Source organism: Ruminiclostridium cellobioparum subsp. termitidis CT1112 (assembly GCF_000350485.1).
In the GTDB taxonomy this organism is placed as follows: Bacteria; Bacillota; Clostridia; order Acetivibrionales; family DSM-1351; genus Ruminiclostridium; species Ruminiclostridium termitidis.
The window spans coordinates 1-19,725 of sequence record NZ_AORV01000021.1; the positions used below are offsets into that span (position 1 = coordinate 1).

At 41.0% G+C, this 19,725-nt stretch carries 18 protein-coding genes; 2 read left to right on the top strand and 16 right to left on the bottom strand.

Annotated elements, in window-relative coordinates; genetic code table 11:
* Positions 1-187: 187 nt before the first annotated feature.
* From CTER_RS04510 to yneA, 6 genes are all read right to left on the bottom strand, one after another.
* Positions 188-1,777: a hydrogenase large subunit gene (locus CTER_RS04510; RefSeq protein WP_004624081.1), complete on the bottom strand. Its 1,590-nt coding sequence runs from the start codon at positions 1,775-1,777 to the stop codon at positions 188-190.
* A 1-nt stretch (position 1,778) separates the two neighbouring features.
* The gene (locus CTER_RS04515) at positions 1,779-3,269 is read right to left on the bottom strand and encodes a hydrogenase 4 subunit F (RefSeq protein WP_004624050.1); all 1,491 of its coding nucleotides are present in this window, start codon (positions 3,267-3,269) and stop codon (positions 1,779-1,781) included.
* A gap of 37 nt (positions 3,270-3,306) precedes the next feature.
* Positions 3,307-3,969 (bottom strand): hypothetical protein, encoded by a 663-nt coding sequence (locus CTER_RS04520; protein ID WP_004624241.1) that lies wholly within the window; start codon positions 3,967-3,969, stop codon positions 3,307-3,309.
* Positions 3,970-4,012: 43 nt separating this feature from the next.
* Positions 4,013-4,951 carry a respiratory chain complex I subunit 1 family protein gene (locus CTER_RS04525; RefSeq protein WP_004624226.1) on the bottom strand — a complete coding sequence of 313 codons (939 nt, stop codon included), beginning with the start codon at positions 4,949-4,951 and terminating at the stop codon, positions 4,013-4,015.
* 52 nt (positions 4,952-5,003) lie between these two features.
* Positions 5,004-7,073: a hydrogenase 4 subunit B gene (locus CTER_RS04530; RefSeq protein WP_004624072.1), complete on the bottom strand. Its 2,070-nt coding sequence runs from the start codon at positions 7,071-7,073 to the stop codon at positions 5,004-5,006.
* A 121-nt stretch (positions 7,074-7,194) separates the two neighbouring features.
* Positions 7,195-7,488 (bottom strand): cell division suppressor protein YneA, encoded by a 294-nt coding sequence (gene yneA / locus CTER_RS04535; RefSeq protein ID WP_004623994.1) that lies wholly within the window; start codon positions 7,486-7,488, stop codon positions 7,195-7,197.
* A gap of 153 nt (positions 7,489-7,641) precedes the next feature.
* Here yneA and lexA point away from each other — a divergent pair, with 153 nt between their 5' ends.
* On the top strand, positions 7,642-8,295 hold the full coding sequence (gene lexA / locus CTER_RS04540) for a transcriptional repressor LexA (protein ID WP_004624087.1): 654 nt from the start codon (positions 7,642-7,644) through the stop codon (positions 8,293-8,295).
* A 215-nt stretch (positions 8,296-8,510) separates the two neighbouring features.
* Here lexA and hfq read toward each other — a convergent pair whose 3' ends face one another.
* From hfq to CTER_RS04575, 7 genes are all read right to left on the bottom strand, one after another.
* On the bottom strand, positions 8,511-8,753 hold the full coding sequence (gene hfq, locus CTER_RS04545; protein ID WP_004624247.1) for an RNA chaperone Hfq: 243 nt from the start codon (positions 8,751-8,753) through the stop codon (positions 8,511-8,513).
* Positions 8,754-8,934: 181 nt separating this feature from the next.
* Positions 8,935-9,870 (bottom strand): tRNA (adenosine(37)-N6)-dimethylallyltransferase MiaA, encoded by a 936-nt coding sequence (gene miaA, locus CTER_RS04550; protein ID WP_004624095.1) that lies wholly within the window; start codon positions 9,868-9,870, stop codon positions 8,935-8,937.
* Positions 9,871-9,894: 24 nt separating this feature from the next.
* Positions 9,895-11,961, bottom strand: coding sequence for a DNA mismatch repair endonuclease MutL (mutL, locus tag CTER_RS04555; protein WP_004623988.1), 2,067 nt, complete (start codon positions 11,959-11,961; stop codon positions 9,895-9,897).
* Between the two features lie 10 nt (positions 11,962-11,971).
* Positions 11,972-14,587 (bottom strand): DNA mismatch repair protein MutS, encoded by a 2,616-nt coding sequence (gene mutS / locus CTER_RS04560; protein WP_004624074.1) that lies wholly within the window; start codon positions 14,585-14,587, stop codon positions 11,972-11,974.
* 116 nt (positions 14,588-14,703) lie between these two features.
* Complete coding sequence (locus CTER_RS04565) at positions 14,704-15,090, bottom strand: YlbF/YmcA family competence regulator (RefSeq protein WP_004624184.1); 387 nt, start codon at positions 15,088-15,090, stop codon at positions 14,704-14,706.
* Between the two features lie 165 nt (positions 15,091-15,255).
* Complete coding sequence (gene miaB, locus CTER_RS04570; protein WP_004624004.1) at positions 15,256-16,683, bottom strand: tRNA (N6-isopentenyl adenosine(37)-C2)-methylthiotransferase MiaB; 1,428 nt, start codon at positions 16,681-16,683, stop codon at positions 15,256-15,258.
* 130 nt (positions 16,684-16,813) lie between these two features.
* On the bottom strand, positions 16,814-17,347 hold the full coding sequence (locus CTER_RS04575; protein WP_004624172.1) for a GNAT family N-acetyltransferase: 534 nt from the start codon (positions 17,345-17,347) through the stop codon (positions 16,814-16,816).
* A gap of 156 nt (positions 17,348-17,503) precedes the next feature.
* On the opposite strand from CTER_RS04575, the gene CTER_RS04580 reads away from it, so the two are divergent.
* On the top strand, positions 17,504-17,956 hold the full coding sequence (locus CTER_RS04580; RefSeq protein ID WP_004623997.1) for a PaaI family thioesterase: 453 nt from the start codon (positions 17,504-17,506) through the stop codon (positions 17,954-17,956).
* Positions 17,957-17,973: 17 nt separating this feature from the next.
* Here CTER_RS04580 and CTER_RS04585 read toward each other — a convergent pair whose 3' ends face one another.
* The 3 genes from CTER_RS04585 to CTER_RS04595 all read right to left on the bottom strand — a co-directional run bounded on the left by CTER_RS04585 (position 17,974) and on the right by CTER_RS04595 (position 19,725).
* Positions 17,974-18,216: a YlzJ-like family protein gene (locus CTER_RS04585; protein ID WP_004624195.1), complete on the bottom strand. Its 243-nt coding sequence runs from the start codon at positions 18,214-18,216 to the stop codon at positions 17,974-17,976.
* Positions 18,213-18,971, bottom strand: a complete 759-nt coding sequence (locus tag CTER_RS04590) for a ClpP family protease (RefSeq protein WP_004624005.1) — start codon at positions 18,969-18,971, stop codon at positions 18,213-18,215. The genes CTER_RS04585 and CTER_RS04590 overlap by 4 nt, the downstream gene beginning before the upstream one ends.
* Positions 18,972-19,134: 163 nt before the next feature.
* The gene (locus CTER_RS04595; RefSeq protein WP_004624082.1) at positions 19,135-19,725 is read right to left on the bottom strand and encodes a dipicolinate synthase subunit B; all 591 of its coding nucleotides are present in this window, start codon (positions 19,723-19,725) and stop codon (positions 19,135-19,137) included.

Consider the following 19,725-nt stretch of genomic DNA (forward strand, 5'->3'; position numbering starts at 1 on the left):
AACTGTACCGTGCTGAAACATCTTTTTTAATATATTATGCATATTAGCCTCCATAAGCCGCAATAGCGGTCACAAAACAGTAATCAAATCTTCTTCACTCCTCATCCGCTATAAGGCGAATAAAGGAGATTAATTGGCCATGTACCCTCAAAAAAGTTATTAAATAATCCAATTGGTTTCAACTATATTATAAGTCGTTGCCGGCATAAGACAAATTGAAACTTTTATTGATCAACGGAAAATCTGTTAACGTATTGGTTTTAACTGCATGGCAAAGTGCCGGCCAGTTGCAGAAAGACGGAGTTCTGACTTTATATCGTAAAATGGTATTATTCTCTCCGGTCATAACAAAATGAACATTCTCTCCTCTGGGTGCTTCAGTCATCCCAAAAGCAAAGGAATGAGGTTTAAGTTCTCTGATTTCAACCGCAACAGTGCCCTCCTCAGGCATTTTTTCCAGGGCCTGCCTGATTAACGATATGGACTCCTGCACTTCTTCTATTTTAACATTCATTCTGCAGTTGACGTCGCAATTTGAGTGCTCCGGAATATTAAATTTAAGTTTTCGGTATGCGGCGTAAGGAAATTCTTTTCTTACATCCGTTTTTATGCCGCTGGCCCTTCCCCCCGGTCCCACAACATTTAAATCAACTGCTATCTCATTGGTTAATATTCCAGTATGTTCTACCCTGTCAATAAACATTCCGTTATCTTTTATAATGGTTACTGTCTCTGCAAATTCTTTTTCCAGCTTGTCCATGCATTCATGGATAATTTTTTCATTGCTCCGGATGAAATCACGCCGCAATCCGCCTGGCTTGTTGGAATTCCTTAAAAATCTGCTGCCTGTGAGCTGCTCGCACAAAATTAATATCCAGCGTCTCAGCATCGCAAATTGTCCGGCAGGAAAAATATAGGCAGTGTCGACGCATAGTCCTGAAATATCTCCCAGATGCGCACAGATCCTTTCCAGTTCGGCGAATACCACCCTTGAATAAAGTGCCCTTTCAGGAAGATAGGTAATCCCGCTTAATTTTTCTATTGCCTGACAATACGCCAGGGAGTTGGTATAGGTTTCATCACCGGATATACGCTCGGCAAATAACAATACTTTCATATAGTTTTCGTTTTCAGACAATTTTTCCAGGCCCCTGTGTACATAATATAGCTTGGCCTCAAGATTTATTATGGGTTCGCCCGCCACACTGAACCTGAAATGTCCAGGCTCAATGATTCCTGCATGCACAGGCCCGACAGGTACTTCAAATACGCCTTTGCCCTGTACGCTTATGAATTCCTGCTCACGTTTTACAAAATCCAACCGGGTATTTGCTTTAAAATCTTTTCTGAGAGGATGTACCTTCAGAGGGAAATTGCCATGGTGGACCAGCTCCCGGCTGTCAGGTATGGCATTAAATTGGAGTCCGTACATGTCCTGTATTTCCCTCTCATAAAAAGCTGCAGACGGAATTTCGTTAGAAATGGATTCAAGCTGCATAATGTCAGCCTTTTCAACATTTGTGTACAGAGTTATCAACGTATCTGATGATCTGACCGCAAAAGTATAATATACCTGCATATTATCTGCCGGCGAAATATCATTTCCGAAAAGATCTATGAGAACACAATCTATATTGGTATATATATTCAGACAGGCGGCTTTAATATTTTCAGGGCTTACCTCGGTATAGATCTCATTTTCATTCAAAAGTTTGCTGTCTGTCACTAATGCGTTCAGCAGTCTGTTTATTGTCTCAAATATAGCCTCGGAAACCATTTTATTTTCCCCCCATTCCCAGAATGATACCGGTTGCGTTATCCATCAGAGTTTTTATAGGTCCGGGAATATATACACCCATAAGTATTGTTATGCATAATAATATAATAAGTACGGCTGGTCCAATCCTATCCAGCTCACCTTTGTTGATTTCCGGATTGTTGTTGTTACCAAGGAACATCCTGCCCAATTGTTTTGTAAATCCGCCGAAGACGGCAGCTAAAAATACAAGGAGCAATACTGCTATTACATAATTTTTGGAGAAAATAGCAGCAGCCACAGTATTGAATTTGCTCATGAATATTCCGAAGGGCGGCATACCCGTGATTGCAAATGCACCCAGAGCAAAAACAACACCTGTTACAGGCATGATTTTTATAAGACCTTTTATACTGGATATCTTTTTAGTATGATATTTTAAATATACATTCCCTGTTGCCAGGAAGAGCATGGACTTTGTCACTGCATGGTTAAAAATATGGTAAATTGCCGCAAATATGCCAACAGGCGTACAAATGCCCAGGCCAATCGCAATAATGCCCATATGTTCAATACTTGAATACGCAAGTATCCTTTTGTAATCCTGCTGAACAAGGACAAATATTGCAGCTGTACCCACTGAAAGAATTCCCAGCAATAGCAGCAGGTTTCCGGTATATCTGCTGCTGTCCAGACTTTTGTTAACTATGGTCATAACTCTGATAATACCGTACATGGCTGTGTTAAGCAGTACCCCCGACAGCAGCGAACTAACAGGAGACGGCGCCTGACTATGTGCATCGGGCAGCCAGGTATGCATTGGTGAGAAACCGACTTTTGTGCCAAACCCGATCAGTATAAATATGAAGGCTATTTTCAGTATGCTGGGGTCAAGCGCCGAAGCGTGCTGGAGCAGATAGTTCCAGCTCATTCCAATGACCTTGTTTCCTCCAAGTTCAACAGTCGATGAATAATAGAGTAAAATAATACCCAGTAATGCAAAAGCAATGCCTACCGAGCAGATGATGAGATACTTCCAGGCTGCCTCAATAGCTCTCTTATTATTATAAAAGCCCACTAAAAATGCCGAAGCAAGCGTAGTCGCCTCGATGGCAATCCACATGACACCCATATTCTGTGTCGTCAATGCCAGTATCATTGATAACACAAAAGCATTTGAAAGACTGTAATATAATTTAAGCTTTTTAAGAGTAATAACATTTCTTTTGAGTTCCTGTCCGAAGTAGCTTATGGAATAAAGGGAAACCAGAAAAAAAGCCAATGTGGTTATAAATAATATGTACACACTTAATGAATCAATATAAAAAATATCCTTAAAGAAGCCTCCGGTGGTTATGATTTTTGACCTGTTGACTTCAACAAGAGCCAGTATGGATGTCAGCAGCATTGCTGCCGCACCGGCAAGGTTGGTTAAGTGGATAATAGATTTATTTTTATTTGTCCAGACTAATCCGGCCGCTAATGCCGGGATAGCTATGAATGCCAGATTCATTTCATCCTCCAAGATGTTTTCTTTTGACCTAAAGGGTTCATCCTTTTAAGTTCTTGAGTTTGTTTATATCAATTGATTCAAAAGTATTATTTATTTTGAATACAAATATACCCATTATTATAAAGGCTGTCAGCAGGTCAAAGAAAAGCCCCAGCTCGACAATCATGGGCATTCCCTCTGTTGTCAGCATTGCCGCAAGGAACATACCGTTTTCTATGACAAGAAAACCGATTATCTGACCGATGGCTTTCTTCCTGCTTATCATGAAAAACAATCCCAGCAGCACTACTGAAAAGGAATATATTAAATAATTTTTCGCATGATTATCAGTTATTCCTTCGATATGGTAAATAACATACCAGCTTAAAACCACCAAACAGCAGCAGATTATCATTGAAAGCGGGATATTGATGAAGAAATCCTTCTCAACCTTATACTCAACCTTTTCAACAGTGCTTTTCATATACCGGGGAATTATTATTACTTTAAAGACCACAATTAAAACGAACATTATTATAACTTCATCAAACTTTTTTGAAGCAATCATTTCCCTGACCGACACAAGCAGTGATATTCCGGCCAGTAAAACCGACTGGAATCTGAAGGTTGGTATATAGGAGTTCTGACGTTTGTTCGCTATTAAAGCAAACGCTGAAATCAAAATCAATATGGACATAAGGTTCAATGCGTTATGATACATGGACAAACTCCTTTAAACAGCTAAAATACAGCCGGTTATTACACTATTTAAGAATAAATCCGGTTAAAAAACCAAGTATTGATATTACCAGGGCTATTACAACAAAGTTGGGTATGCTGTACAATCTGAATTTAACAGTATTCAATTCCACAACTCCAACCAGAATTGTTATAACCAATACTTTTACAAGATAGATTCCAAATTCCAGGAAAATATTTCCTACATTAAAACCCACCGGAATTAGAATATTCGCCATAAAAGTCATAAATACAAGTTGTTTTATGTAACTGCCCATTTCAATAAATGCAAGATGTCTTCCCGAGTACTCCAGAACCATGGCTTCATGGACCATGGTAAGCTCAAGGTGTGTTGACGGGTCGTCCACCGGAATCCTGGAGGACTCTGCAATCAAAATCATAAGCATGCTTGCAGACAGCAAAATATTCATGGGTGTAAAGGCTGTTTCAGTATTACCTGCAAGGAATTCATAAATTGCAGGTACATTGGTAGAGGCTACTTCAGCTCTGGCACTGACAGTTATGATTACAATAAACAAGGCCGGTTCCACAAGTGCCGAAACCAGCAGTTCTCTGCTGCTTCCCATTCCTCCGAAGGTACTTCCGGTATCAAGTCCTGCCAAGGCCATGAATATCCGGCCGGCAACAAAAAGATAAACGATTATCAGTAAATCGGTATAAAAGGAAAAACCGGTCAAGCCATGCACTACAGGCAAACAGCTTATGGCCGCCACCGAGGATATGAAGTAAACATAAGGAGCTAAATTATATATCCAGGAAGCGGTTTCTGAAACTACAAGGTCTTTCTTAAACAGCTTTATTAAGTCATAATAAGGCTGAATAACTGAAGCACCCACTCTATGCTGCACCCTGGCTTTCATTTTTCTGATAACTCCTGTAAAAAACGGTGCAATCAAAAGTGTTATCAATATTTGTAATATCAGTTTTAAAATTGACTCTAGCATTGCCTCAACCCTTTATATATGTAATATATCACAATAAAACCGATCAGGTGTCCTAACTTGCCAGGAAGCTGTAATACAACAGCATTAAAATCAAAACACAGAAGAAATACATTAAATATGCATGTATACTGCCGGTCTGAATTTTATATCTGGCTTTTCTTGAAAAATTAATCAGTGCCAGGATAAACGGTTTATACAAATATTTTTCAATTACTTTTTCAGTAGACAGTGTGTAACTTGCCTTTTTTATAAAATAAGGGCCGGCTCCTTCAGTAATCACCAAATCCCTGTTAGGCTTGAACAGTCCTCTGAAAATTATACGCACCGATTTTGAAAAACCGATAGCCGAATACTGCATCCGGGGGTTCAATTTTGTGAAGCCGCAATCCCATGTGTTATATTTTTGCACCAGGGTTCTTTTCCTGAAAACTGCCGCCAGCAGGGATACCACTGCGATAAATACCAGCAGCATTATGGAAAGGCCGCTAAAGGAAACACTGAGGCTTCCGTTTTCAACAGGATAATGCAGAAACTTTGATAAAGACCAGTCTGTTGACAGGAGTTTAATATCAATCAGATCAACTGACACATTATCTATCAATTTTATAACCTGCTTAAGCCCCACTCCGGGAACTATGCATAAAACTGCCCCTGCGGCAAGAGCAGCCAGCATCGGCTTTTCCGGTTCGATTGCATTTTGTGCTTCGGTGCTTCTGGGCATACCTAAAAAGGAAATACCGAAAAGCTGGACATAGGTGAACACTACTAAAGCACCTGTAATAGCAAGAAATGCAGCCACAATAACAAATAATATAACCATTGGGAATTGGCCGGATGGAACAAAGCTGATTATGCTGTTTATTATTGACTGGAAAATGATATATTCACTTGCAAAACCGTTAAACGGCGGAACTGCAGAAACAGCAAGACAGCCTATGAAAATAAAAACGGCTGTAAGCGGCATTTTTTTAATCAATCCACCCAGCTTCTCCATATTCCTTGTACCGGTTCCGTAATGGACAGCTCCCGCACCCATGAACAATAGGGATTTGAACAGTGCGTGATTTAAGGTATGCAACAGTACGGCAGTCAGGGAGAGAGACAGTAAAAAGGAATTTCCTGAGGCTCTGGCTATGAGCATGATACCAATACCACAGAAAATAATACCCATATTTTCAATGCTGGAATAAGAAAGCAGTCTCTTTATATTTGTTGTAGAGGCTACGGAATATGCAATTCCGAACACTGCTGAGACTGTGCCGATTATCAAGGTCAGTACTCCCCACCACATGGCATTTTCGTGTAAAATGAAAAATACTATTCTCAGTAAACCATATATGGACATCTTTTTCATAACTGCCGACATTATGGCAGCCACATTGCTTGGTGCTTCGGTATATGCATACGGAAGCCAGATGTGCATTGGAATAATACCCGCCTTTGTACCAAACCCTAAGAGCAGGAAAATATATATCAGATTGGAATAAGTTTTTGGAATCAAAGATGAAGTAACTGCTGAAAACTCAAAGCTTCCGGTAAAATAAACTATTAACAGAAATGCGGCCGTTATGAATGCGGTACCTGTATAAGTCATTATTATGTACGTTTTACCGGCTTTTTGAACCTCATCCCTTTCATGCTCGTATATTACCAGGAAATATGAAAGCAGTGACATTAATTCCCAGAACACAAGGAATAACAGAATATTGTTACTTGCTGCCAACATGACCATTGACAAAATAAAAAGATTATAAAAGACACCGAAAACACCGACATTTTTAATGGTAAAGAATCGCTTCATATATGAAAAAGAATATATTGAAACTATTGATGTAACAATTCCAATCAGCAAAAGAAAAAATGCGGCCAGGTTATCTATTTTGAAATTAAAGTTGATAAAAGGAATATTGTTATCTATATTAAATGAAATAACATGAGTATCGGCAGTAAATAATTTATGTATCATGGAGATACTTAATAAACTTCCGGCTGCCAGTGAAAATATATTTGACAAAAAATTTGATATTTTAGGCTTAAAGTATGTTGCCAATGAAGAGAGTGATCCTGCAATATACAACAAAAGACATATAATAAAGCTTGTAGTCAAATAATTTGCCGACATGAATCAAAACCTCCAGAGCAGTTAAGTAGACCTTGATAAATACAGCATCTATGATACTACCGCAATATGCAATTGTCAAATCCATGGAGTAAATCATATGATTATGTCGGAAATTAAAATATTATTCCTCAGACGGAATTAATATGGATGTATCTGCAATCAACGTACTGGAATCCATATTGTTTATTTTCTTGACATTATATATGTATTCCCTGATGTCACAGTCGTCATCCTTATGTTGCTGCGCAATGGACCACAGAGTATCACCGGATTTGACTGTAAGAGTCTGGTAGACCGGCTCGGTATAACCTGAAACACTGGCTGTATAAACTGCTATGAAGGTTATAAGGAAAACAAAAAATAAAAAACCAAAGAATCTCATTCTATTCTTTAAAACGTATCTCTTTTTATTCATGACAAACCTCCCGAACATTTGTTCTTTACATATATAATACCGAACATTTGTTCCTGTTGTCAATATGTTTTAAAAATTTTCGAACATTAGTTTGCTTTTTGGAAATTTATATGCTATACTAACCTTGAAATCTACATAATTTAGGAGGTTTTTATGGCTAAGAAGAACTCTACAAAGCAGCAGGAAATTCTTGACTATGTTAATAAATGTGTATACGAGAACGGATATCCCCCGTCAGTCAGAGAGATTTGTGCTGCAGTTGGTTTTAAGTCTACCTCTACTGTGCACGCCTATCTTCAAAAACTTACCGACAACGGCGTACTTCAGAAGGATCCCACTAAACCGAGAGCTATTAAAATTTTAAATAATTCAGATAAATCCCAAAAAGCAGCCGCAAATCCTCAGAAGGAAGGCTATTATACTTCACGGGAGATGGTTGAAGTTCCCGTGGTCGGCAAGGTTGCGGCAGGACAGCCTATTTTAGCCGTGGAAAACATCACAGATACCTTCCCTCTTCCGGTGGATTTTGTTCAAAACAGTACTGCCTTTATGCTGCGGATTCAAGGGGACAGTATGATTGAAGCAGGAATACTCGACAAGGATTTTGTTTTAGTCCGGCAGCAGTCAACTGCCAATAATGGTGATATAGTTGTTGCTTTACTTGAAGATGAAGCTACCTGCAAGACTTTTTTCAAAGAGAAGGATCATATCCGTTTACAGCCCGAGAACAGCAGAATGGAACCTATCATAGTGAAGGACAATGTTTCTATTATCGGTAAGGTAATAGGTGTTTTCAGAAGGATGTAACACTGAAGATATTATAATTTCCCGAACACATATAAAAAATGGGTGAAACAAAAATTTTCACCCATTTTTCTTTATATAATTTTATATAATATAAATTAATTATAAAACGCACAACAAAAACTCCCATTATTATAAAATAATCGGAGTTTTTTATCTAACATAAATTATTTGTATTCCATTTCAGATATATAGTAATAAAACTATGTAGATCTGGCTTATTCCTTCAACTGATCATTAAAAATCAGGTTTACTACTTTCATGGGACTTATTGTTGAGATTGCATGTTTATAAACAAGCTGCTGTTTCCCATCACTGTCAAGAACAACAGTAAAATTGTCAAAACCCTTAACCATTCCCTTTAATTGAAATCCATTAGTCAGGTATATAGTCACCGCTATATGTTCTTTTCTGACCTGGTTTAAAAAAATGTCCTGCAAGTTGATAGTATTCTTTACCAAAGTAAATCCTCTCCTTTGTTTTATATATATAGTTTCTTAGGCCGATTCAAAATTTCTTATGAATCGAACTCTTTCTGCCCCCAAAATCAATTGCTGCAACATTGAAGACATAAGTATAGTTTTATTCTACTAGATTATACCAGCACATGCAATAAGAATATAGTACTACTATAGCCGGAAGCTATGCACAATGGCTTCTTATATAGGTTATAACAGCTTCAATCATATTATTAGTATTTCCAGAATTATCTATACTAAACCATTTAATTTCTTTGACCCGCTTAAACCAGGTAATTTGCCTCTTGGCATATCTTCTTGATTCTCTTTTGACAGTTTCAACTGCTTCCTCAAGTGTGATCTCATTCCTGAGATAGGATAATATTTCCTTGTAACCGATTCCCTGCATGGAGGTGATGGAATCCGCATACCCAAGTTCAACAAGCCTTTCCACTTCATCAATCAAACCATTTTCAAGCATGCTATCAACTCTTTTGTTGATTCTGTCATATAATTTTTCACGCTCCATCGTAAGTCCCAATAAAATGAACTTATACTTCGGAGGTATTTCTCTGGACTTTTCATTGTGATAGCTGATGGGTTTTTGAGTCTGATAGTATACCTCCAGGGCCCGTATGACACGCTTGACATTATTGGGATGTATGCTTGCAGCCGATGCCGGATCCACGAGCTTCAGCTTGTCGTGTATGTGAACCGGCCCATGTTCCTCCGCTTCCCTTTCCAATTGTTTGCGAAGCTCCCAATCGCTCACGGTTTCACTGAAATTTATATTATTTATCAAAGAACTTATATAAAGGCCGGTGCCTCCTGCAATTATGGGCTGTTTACCCTTTTCAAGGATTTCTTCGATATATTTTTCAGCCGCTTCCTTGAATTTTACAACATTGAATTCTTCATTGGGCAAAAGCTCATCTATGAGGTAATGCCTGATACCCTGCATTTCTTCCGCCGAGGGTTTGGCTGTTCCAATATCCATATATTTATAAACCTGCATGGAGTCTGCTGAAATAATTTCTCCGTTCAAAAGTTTTGCAAGCTCAATTGACAGACTGGTTTTCCCGGAAGCAGTGGGGCCCGCTATTACTATTACTTCCTTCATTGGTTATCCTTTCAACATTTCATTCTAAACGATCCTTTTAAACATCTTTTCTATTTCATACTTTGTAAGTCTTATTACAGTGGGCCTTCCATGAGGACATGTATATCTGGAGCCGGCCGAGGCAAGCTCCTCCAGCAAACGGGTTACCTCACTGTCATTAAGCTTCCTGTTGGCTTTAATGGCAGCCTTGCAGGCTATTGTGTGGATGATCTCATCCGCAAGAGGCGTAGCTACAGGCTTAAGCGATGAAAATATTTTATCGGCCAATTCCAGAAAAACATCTTTGGGTGAACAGCCTTCCAATAGATACGGAATGCCCCTTATTATAATTGAATTGTTTCCAAAATCCTCAAAAACAAATCCGATTTTGTTGAGCATTTCCTGCCTACCCCTGATTTCATTGAGTTCCAGTGGTTGAAACTGAATTACTGCAGGTTCCAGGAGCAGCTGAGTGGTATTCACCTGCTCCTCATATTTAATTTTAAGCTTTTCATAAATTATCCGTTCGTGAGCCGCATGCTGATCCACAAGTACAAGCTCTTCACCGTTTTGCAGTATGATATAGGTTGAAAAAGCCTGTCCTATATATTTCATGGCAGTAAGGTCCAGCTCGGGACTTTTCTTTTTTGGAATTTCTTCTGAAGCGGTCTGACCGGCATTTTGTATTTCAGGGATAGTTTCTTCTCTTATGGCAGGAATATCAACGTCTACAGGGATATAATTATCCGGGACGCCCTGCTCTTGCGGCAAGAGATCGGCGGGGAACCGGCCGCTTGATGAAATATCGGTTCTGGCCAGCGGTTTCAGAGCCTCAGTGAAGCTCCTTATTTCCTGTTCCTCCGAGATTCTGGTACTGATGTTGAGGGCCGCTGTTATGTCTTTTTTATCAGCCGGCTGCTCTGGTATTCTGACACTAATGGAATTTGACGGGCTGTCCGTTTCTGCGTTCAGACTTTTGCTCTCCTGAACCTGTATACCTTCCGGTGCCTTTTGTTCAAAATTGTATCGGAGTTCCTCCTGAACATAATCCGGCTTGGGGTCTGCACCTTTAAACTTGAATATTTCCCTGTCTTTGGTTGGAACCGTTACGGGATTGAACAGCGTATCCGAACTTAAGGCTTTTGAAACCGCCATATAAATGGCCCGGGAGAGATAGCTTTCCTCGGCAAAGCGCACTTCGGTCTTGGCAGGTGAAACATTGGCATCCACCAGCAGCGGGTTAAGCTCAATATTCAACACAAAAAACGGAAATTTGTTTTTCATTAAAATACTGGTGTATGCCTGTTCAACCGCATAAGACACCATTTTGCTCTTTACGTATCTCCTGTTTATATACAGTGACTGATAATTTCGGTTTGCCCTTGCAGCCTCGGGTTTTCCGATATACCCGGTTATTTTGTATTTTTCGTCCTGGTAACCCACCTCGATAAGTTCTTTAATGATTTCTTTACCGTAAATACTGTAAATAGCGCTCTTTACGTCATTATTTCCCGGAGTGTGCAGCAGCAGGGCTTTTCCGCTGGTTAACTTAAAGGATATTTCGGGGTTTCCCAGCGCAATTCTTGAAATTGTGTCTGAAATATACCCTGCTTCGGTTGAATCTTTTTTTAGGAATTTGTATCTGGCAGGGGTATTGTAAAACAAATCTCTGATAATAAAGGTGGTACCCACGGGACACCCGGTTTGTCTGACCTCCCTGAGTGTACCGCCGCTGATATGGACATACATTCCATATGTATTTCCGGCTGCTCTTGTCTGAAGCTCCACAGAGGAAACAGCGGCTATGCTGGCAAGAGCTTCTCCCCGGAATCCCATTGTGCTGATGGAATCCAGATCTTCAGCCCTTTTTATTTTGCTGGTGGCATGACGTTCAAAAGCGATTTCCACATCATCTTCGTCCATGCCGCTGCCGTTATCGGTCACCTTTATGTAAGAAATACCTCCGTTTTTTATATCCACTGAGATACTGGTTGCACCGGCATCAATAGAGTTTTCTACCAGCTCCTTAACAACAGAAGCAGGTTTTTCCACCACTTCTCCGGCTGCTATTTTATTTGATGTATTTTCGTCCAGTACAATTATGTGTCCCATAGTACCTCCTTTAATCCTTCATCTTGCGCTGAAGTTCATATAGAATATTCATGGCATTTATGGGCGTCAGCCTTGATATATCAATTTTCTTTATATCCTCAAGGATCTCATTGTGGGCTGACGCTTTTGCCGCAGCTTCAAAAAGGTCCAGCTGTCCCTCGACCTGCTTCTTTACCCTGCGTGCCTTCCCGTTTTTACTGATATCGGCATCATCCAGCTCCAGAAGGATTTCCTTGGCCCGGTCTATTACAGGCAGAGGTACGCCCGCAAGTCTTGCAACCTGTATGCCGTAGCTGCCGTCGGCCCCTCCCCTGATGATTTTGCGCAGGAATATGACATCCTCGCCTTTTTCCTTGACTGTAATGCAATAATTCTTTATTCCGGTGAGCTTTCCTTCCAGCTCGGTCAGTTCATGATAATGGGTTGCAAAAAGTGTTCTGCAGCCCAGATTTTCCTTGTTAACTATGTATTCTATCACAGCCCAGGCTATGCTGAGACCGTCGAAAGTGCTTGTCCCCCTGCCTATTTCATCCAGAATCAGAAGGCTTCGCTGTGTGGCATTCATCAGAATATTTGCCACCTCCGACATTTCTACCATAAAGGTACTCTGTCCCGAAGCCAGGTCATCGGAAGCTCCCACTCTTGTAAATATCCTGTCCACAAGTCCTATTCTGGCTGACGTGGCCGGGACAAAGCTGCCTATTTGTGCCATAAGCACAATAAGAGCCGTCTGTCTCATATAGGTGGACTTACCTGCCATGTTGGGGCCAGTTATCACTGCCAGTCTGTCCTCGTCCATGTCAAGCAAGGTGTCATTCGGCACGAAGCTGCTCTTGTCTATCATTTTTTCAACAACAGGATGCCTGCCGTCCACAATATGTATCTCGTCGGTGGCGGTAACTTCAGGCATGCAATAGCCCTCCCTGTCCGCAACCTCAGCCAGCGATGCCAGGGCGTCCAGCTCGGACAGCGCCCTGGAAGTGTTCTTGATCCTTGTAAGCTGCGCAGCTATTGCTTCCTTGACTTCAATAAATAAACCGTATTCCAGCTGGATTATCTTTTCTTCGGCACCGAGTATGTTATCTTCTATTTCCTTGAGTTCAGGAGTTATGTATCTTTCACAGTTTGCCAGAGTCTGTTTCCTGATATAGTCCTCAGGTACAAGTGAAAAATTGGATTTTGTGATTTCTATATAATAGCCGAAAACCCTGTTAAACCCGACTTTGAGGTTCTTTATACCCGTTTTTTCCTTCTCGGCCGCTTCCAGGGCTGCGATCCAGTCCTTGCCCTGGGTCGATGCCTGTCTGAGCTTGTCCACCTCGGGGTTATAACCGGTCTTTATTATGCCGCCCTCCTTTACTGTTACCGGAGGGTCGTCTATTATGGCAGTTTCTATGAGCCGGCACACATCCTCAAGGGTGTCCAGCTGTTCATAGCAAAATCTGTTGTGTTGGGCCTCAAAATCAGTTAATGTATTTTTTATGTAAGGTATCTGGCCCACCGAGTTTTTCAGGGCAATCAGATCACGGCAGTTTACACTTCCCAGAACAACCTTGCCCATCAGGCGTTCTATATCATAAACCCGGCGCAGCATTTCCCTTATTTCCATTCGAGCCATGAATCTGTTTTTGAATTCGTTTACAGAGTCAAGTCTTTGCTGGATATCTCCCAGGTTGACCAGGGGCTGCTCTATCCATTTTCTCAAAAGCCTGCCTCCCATTGAGGTCATGGTCTTGTCCAGAACCCAAAGCAGGGAGCCCCGCTTTGACTTTTCCCTCATGGTCTCGGTCAGTTCGAGATTGCGCCGGGTGGCAGCATCCAGGATCATAAACTCTTCGATACTATATGAATTAAAATTCTGAATATGGCTGAGGTTTACCTTCTGAGTCATATCAAGATACTTCAGGAGTGCTCCCGAGGCGTTTATTGAGATGTCATATTCCGACAAGTCCAGATTAAGATTTTGAAAATGTTCCTTGAGCGTCTCTTTTGCATTACCGTATTCAAAGCTGCAGTTGTCGTAAGCCGATATGTATATGTTAAAGCGCAGGTTCAGCTGGGACAGCAATTCCCTGTCCTCGTTGAATTCACTGTTCACAACCAGCTCCGAGGGCATGAACTTTGCTATTTCGTCCAGAAGCTTTCCCCTTGTATTTCCCCAGGTTATCCTGGTGGCGTAAAAATCACCCGTAGTTATATCAACAGCCGCCAGGCCATAAAAGTTGCCGTTCCTGCATACCGACATCAGATAGTTGTTCTTTCTGTCATCCAGCATTGATATGTCTGTTACGGTACCGGGAGTTACAACCCTGACAACATCCCTTTTTACTATACCCTTTGCCAGGGCCGGGTCTTCAACCTGTTCACAGATTGCAACCTTGAAGCCCTTTGATACCAGCCGTGCTACGTAACCGTCAGCAGCATGAAAAGGAACGCCGCACATGGGCGCACGCTCCTCCAAACCGCAATCCTTACCTGTAAGTGTTATTTCAAGCTCCTTTGAGGCAATTTCGGCATCGCTGAAAAACATCTCGTAGAAGTCTCCAAGTCTGAAAAATAAAATACAGTCCTTATATTGTTCTTTTATACTTAAATACTGCTGCATCATTGGAGTAACTGTTCCCATACAAACCTCCGGTAATTCCTTTTGTAACTTACGATGTATGCACCACAAAAGCACTGGCTTGCAAAAAGCCGTTTGTGGCTTTTTGACAGGCTGCTAGTACCCTGTTTTCTTCGTGTTTAGCCCTTGCAGCCACCGCCGCAGGTCTTGCACTTGTCATCCGAACAGGTTGGCTCACCTGTTATTGAGAAAACGATGATATCATTGACTTTTTTCATCAAAGCTTCCAGATTTGCTTTTGCCGAAAGAAATTCAAAGGTTGTGGGATATTCGTTAATTTCTTTCTGTTTTGCAAGAAGCTTTTGTTTTGCCTCTTCAATAACTTCGGACCCTGCATTTTCCCTGGTTTTCCTAACCATCTCTATCTGAAGCTGCTTATATTCGTTCATAAGTGTCGTTGACTTAGTGTCGGACTGCATTGCTGCCTCTGTGTTATTATATAATTCCATTTCCTTTGAATTTGCCAGCATTAAACCCAGTTCTCTGGCCTTTTCTGTAATATCCATATTTATCTCCTTCCGGCCGGTATATCAAGTAACATATATCAATACTTTTCAGCCCGGCCTATCAATTTATATTTTCAACTTTTTAGTTATACTTTCTGTCATTGTTCAACCCGTTTTTATTGTTTTATTTCTATCCATTTTATCCGGTTTATAGGAGTTTGGTGATCATATCAGCTTTCCCAGCAGCGACCAGGTCTGTATGGTGTCAATCTTTATCTTGACAAGCTTGCCTGTCAGTTCAGGGCTTCCTTTGAAATTGACGATTTTATTTTCTCTGGTTCTTCCGGTATAGGTGGTTTTGCTGCTTTTACTGAGCCCTTCCACCAGGACCTCTGCTTCCTTTCCCAGTAATTCATCGTTTATTTCTCTGCTTATGGAGTTTTGCAGTGCCAGCAGCCTGTCAAATCTCTCCTTTTTAACTTCTTCTGAAACCTGGTCGGGATTCTTTGCGGCAGGTGTTCCGGTCCTCTTGGAATAAAGGAAGGTATAGGCCATATCAAACCTGGCTTTTGCAACAATGTCAAGGGTTTCGGAAAAATCCTCCTCTGTCTCTCCCGGAAAACCTACTATAATATCAGTAGATAAAGCAATACCCGGAATGTGAGTCTTTATTTTTTCAACCAGTTCCAGGTACTGTTCCTTTGTATACCTCCGGTTCATTTCGTCAAGTATTCTTGTGCTGCCGGCCTGGACCGGTAAATGCAAATGCTCGCAGACCTTTTCACAGTCTCTCATGGCATATATCAGCTCATCCGACAGATCCTTGGGATGTGAGGTCATAAAGCGTATCCTCTCAATGCCGTCAACGGTGTTCAGCTCTCTGAGCAGGCCGGCGAAGGTGTATCCGCCCTCCAGATCCTTTCCGTAGGAGTTTACATTCTGTCCGAGCAGAGTAATTTCCTTGCAGCCTTCCATGGCGAGCCGGACAACTTCATTTTTTATATCTTCCATGCTTCTGCTGCGCTCTCTGCCCCTTACGTAAGGCACTATACAGTAGGAGCAGAAATTATTGCAGCCGTACATGACAGTAACCCAGGCCTTAAGGTTGTCCTTACGTGTTATCGGCATGTTCTCTGCAATAGATCCCGTCGAATCCCATACATCAATTACGGTCTGTCTGCTCTCAACGGCGGTATTCAGCAATTCGGGAAACTTGTACAGGTTGTGTGTGCCAAATACTATATCCACATGTCTATAGACTTTCTTTATATGTTCAACTACTTCGGGCTGCTGCATCATACACCCGCAAATTGCTATTACCAGCTCAGGATTGTTTTCCTTAAGTTTTTTCAATGCTCCCAGATGTCCATACACCTTTTGTTCAGCGTTTTCCCTGACACAGCAGGTGTTGAAGATTATAAGATCGCTTTCGGCCCTTTTGGCACTTTCGGAATATCCCATTTCAGAAAGCATGCCTGAAAGGCGTTCAGAGTCATTTTCATTCATCTGACAGCCAAAGGTTTCTATATTATATTTAACCGGCTTTCCTGCGTCAGAGACCCTTTTCTGATTGTAATCCCTGAGTATTTCAATATATTTATACTGCTGGGCTATTTCTCCGGCAGATACCTGCGTGGTTACCCTTTTGCTCAATTTAACTCCTCCAAGTTCAAGTGCGGCTTATATAGTTTTTTAAATACAGTGAATATTATAACATAAAAAACCTTTTTTTAAAGAAAAATAACTGTTAAACAATAACATAAATAAACCGAAAACCATTTATTTAAAATATCAATTCGTACTTTTCCTCGGTCACAGGTAACCCTGCCAGCATGACGTTCATTAATTGGCCTTTGCTTTTAAAACCAAAACGCATGTAAAAATTTACGGCTCTCGCATTATTTTTGATTACCCAGAGGAAACAACTTTTAAAGCCTTGGCTCTTTAATGCTTCAACAGCAAATTTCATTAATTCATAGCCCTGTTTTGTGGACCAGTAATTCGGAAGCACATAGAGTGAAATGATTTCACCTTCGTCAGGATGAATCTGACCGGTATACTGCATGGTTTCCCAAGACGAGTCTTTTCGAGCCTTACCGAAAGTTATTGTACCGGTAATTCTTTTATCTGTTTCATAAACTGCAGCCTGGTGTATATTTTCTCTTAATGCCCTTGAGAACAGCGGAATCCAACCTTCGTCAGAAATGTTTTTCAGATATTCTGCCGATATGAAATCAACATATGCTTTTTTCCAGGTCTGCGAATGTATAAGGCTCATTGCACCGGCATCCTCGATTGTGGCCTTTCTTACTCCCATTATTCCTCCCCAATATCCTTTTATAAAATTGTATCAAATCCGGATTATACTTTAAAGCTGGAAGAACAATTAAATTTCATACCGATGTATAATCTTTACAATTCAATGAATATTTGAAATAATATTTAGAGCTTAATGTATTTGGAGGGTTGGGAGATGAAAAAGGATTTGGAAAACGCCATAAAAAAATTTTTTGAACGGGACAGGTTTGCCCATTATGTAGGAATTGAATTGATAAGGGTTGGAGCCGGTTTTGCAGTTACCCGGCTTGAACTTTCAGAAAAACACCTGAACGGTCTAAATGTGGTTCAGGGCGGAGCAATATACACCCTTGCGGATTTTGCCTTTGCTGCTGCAACTAATTCAGGCGGCCTGGCCACAGTGGGTATCAATACGGGTATTACATATTTTAAGGCACCGCAAGGGAAAGTCATAACCGCTGAAGCAAAAGAGCTTGAAGCAGGTAAGAAAATATGCGGCTGTGATGTGGATATATTTGATGAAGACGGCTCCCTTATTGCCAGGTTCAGCGGTACGGGCTACAGAAAAAATATGATGATTGATTTTTTCTCAGGCCAGGTCACCACCCCGAAAAAGAATGGCAGATAATAAATGTTAAACAATTTTTATCCTCCCTGGCTCCTCTTCTCCGGTATACTCACTCCCGGCTGGAGCCTGGGGTCTAAAAAATGCATGGGATTTGTACTGAGCAGCCGCTCTATTCGCATCCCTTCATTTTGGGCCGGGGCAGCAAGGACCCTTACCCCGTTTACTTCCATTTCAGCAAATCCGGAGTTCAATTTCTCCTGGTTGTAATAATCGACATTTTGAAATACTACAGAAGGATCATAAATGGTATATAAAATCATTGCAGCAAGCCCTCTTCCTTTGAACAATCAGTATTCTTTTTGTTTAATTCAATCAGTTCCTTCAGTTTGCGGATGGCATCCGCCAGGCCCCCAACCTCATTGATCAGTCCAATTCTGGCAGCTTCTTCCCCAAATAGAACAGTTCCCACATCATTGGCAAGCTCTCCGGTTTTCAGCATCAGCTCCCTGAATTTTTCCTTCTTAATATTTGCATGGCTGGATACAAAATTAACCACTCTTTCCTGCATCTTGTCAAAATATTCATATGTTTGGGGTACACCGATTACCAATCCGTTCAGCCTTATAGGGTGTATTGTCATTGTAGCCGAGCCTGCTATGAAGGAATAATCCGCCGAAACCGCCATTGGAACACCAATACTGTGTCCTCCGCCCAGAACAAGTGAAACGGTCGGCTTTGAAAGGCTTGCCACCATCTCTGAAATAGCAAGACCTGCCTCCACATCTCCTCCGACTGTATTCAGTATCAGGAGCAGTCCTTCAATTTGTTTGCTCTCTTCTATGGCTACCAGCTGAGGAATAACATGTTCATATTTTGTGGTTTTGTTGTGGGGCGGCAGCAGTATGTGTCCTTCTATCTGTCCGATAATGGACATGCAATGTATGTTACTTTCCTCATTTGGCAGGTTGGTTGTCCCAAGTTCCTTGATTTCCTGCATGTTGGCGTTTTGTTCCTGCTGCTGTTCGGGCGGCTGGCCTTCCGGGGTTTCATCATTTTGTCGGTATTGTTTATTCACTCTATCCTCCATTAAGGGTTAAGCATTCGCCTTAATAATAAATTTTAATTTCTATATTTTTATCTTATATTATTATTAAGTTATTTTATAAAATAATACGTAACAATAAACACCACGGCTTAACCTGATATTCCGTGGTGTTTATAACCTTTTAACCTATTTTTCATATTTTTTTACAAACAAGTATGGGCTGGATCTGGCAATTCTGCTGTGCATTGAGAATGGTGGGCAAAATCTGATCAAAATCTGCTACCAGTGATGTACACTTCTTAATAGGGTCATCCTGACCAAAGGGAACCATATATATATTCTTCATATTCAGCAGAATACCGATATTTTTTGCATTTGCTCCAAGCCCGTCATTGGTGGAAACAGCTATCACAACCGGTCTCATATTTCTGAGATGCGCTTTGCAGGCCATGGTAACAGAACTGTCGGTTATGGCATTTGCAATTTTAGAAATGGTATTGCCGGTACAAGGTGCTATAACCAATATATCCAGCAGAGCTTTCGGACCTATGGGTTCAGCGTCCACAATAGAGTTTATGGGCTGTTTACCGGTTATGGCCTGTAGAGTGTTTTTAAAATCCTCAGCTTTGTTAAACCGTGTATCGTACAGGTTTACAGACTCAGATATTATTGGAATAACTTCTGCACCTTCGTTAACCAAATTCTCTACCTGAGGGATTATTTTAGCAAAGGTGCAAAATGAGCCTGTAACAGCAAACCCGATTCTTACTCCTTTCAATATCAT

What these genes read in the sequence shown, in the direction of transcription:
- yneA (WP_004623994.1), bottom strand. Translation starts at nt 7,488, where the DNA reads ATGAATAAAAAGAGATACGTTTTAAAGAATAGAATGAGATTCTTTGGT.
- CTER_RS04575 (WP_004624172.1), bottom strand. Translation starts at nt 17,347, where the DNA reads ATGGGAGTAAGAAAGGCCACAATCGAGGATGCCGGTGCAATGAGCCTT.
- CTER_RS04530 (WP_004624072.1), bottom strand. Translation starts at nt 7,073, where the DNA reads ATGTCGGCAAATTATTTGACTACAAGCTTTATTATATGTCTTTTGTTG.
- CTER_RS04595 (WP_004624082.1), bottom strand. Translation starts at nt 19,725, where the DNA reads ATGATATTGAAAGGAGTAAGAATCGGGTTTGCTGTTACAGGCTCATTT.
- CTER_RS04515 (WP_004624050.1), bottom strand. Translation starts at nt 3,269, where the DNA reads ATGAATCTGGCATTCATAGCTATCCCGGCATTAGCGGCCGGATTAGTC.
- mutL (WP_004623988.1), bottom strand. Translation starts at nt 11,961, where the DNA reads ATGGGACACATAATTGTACTGGACGAAAATACATCAAATAAAATAGCA.
- lexA (WP_004624087.1), top strand. Translation starts at nt 7,642, where the DNA reads ATGGCTAAGAAGAACTCTACAAAGCAGCAGGAAATTCTTGACTATGTT.
- CTER_RS04520 (WP_004624241.1), bottom strand. Translation starts at nt 3,969, where the DNA reads ATGTATCATAACGCATTGAACCTTATGTCCATATTGATTTTGATTTCA.
- miaA (WP_004624095.1), bottom strand. Translation starts at nt 9,870, where the DNA reads ATGAAGGAAGTAATAGTAATAGCGGGCCCCACTGCTTCCGGGAAAACC.
- CTER_RS04565 (WP_004624184.1), bottom strand. Translation starts at nt 15,090, where the DNA reads ATGGATATTACAGAAAAGGCCAGAGAACTGGGTTTAATGCTGGCAAAT.
- CTER_RS04510 (WP_004624081.1), bottom strand. Translation starts at nt 1,777, where the DNA reads ATGGTTTCCGAGGCTATATTTGAGACAATAAACAGACTGCTGAACGCA.
- mutS (WP_004624074.1), bottom strand. Translation starts at nt 14,587, where the DNA reads ATGGGAACAGTTACTCCAATGATGCAGCAGTATTTAAGTATAAAAGAA.
- CTER_RS04525 (WP_004624226.1), bottom strand. Translation starts at nt 4,951, where the DNA reads ATGCTAGAGTCAATTTTAAAACTGATATTACAAATATTGATAACACTT.
- CTER_RS04580 (WP_004623997.1), top strand. Translation starts at nt 17,504, where the DNA reads ATGAAAAAGGATTTGGAAAACGCCATAAAAAAATTTTTTGAACGGGAC.
- CTER_RS04585 (WP_004624195.1), bottom strand. Translation starts at nt 18,216, where the DNA reads ATGATTTTATATACCATTTATGATCCTTCTGTAGTATTTCAAAATGTC.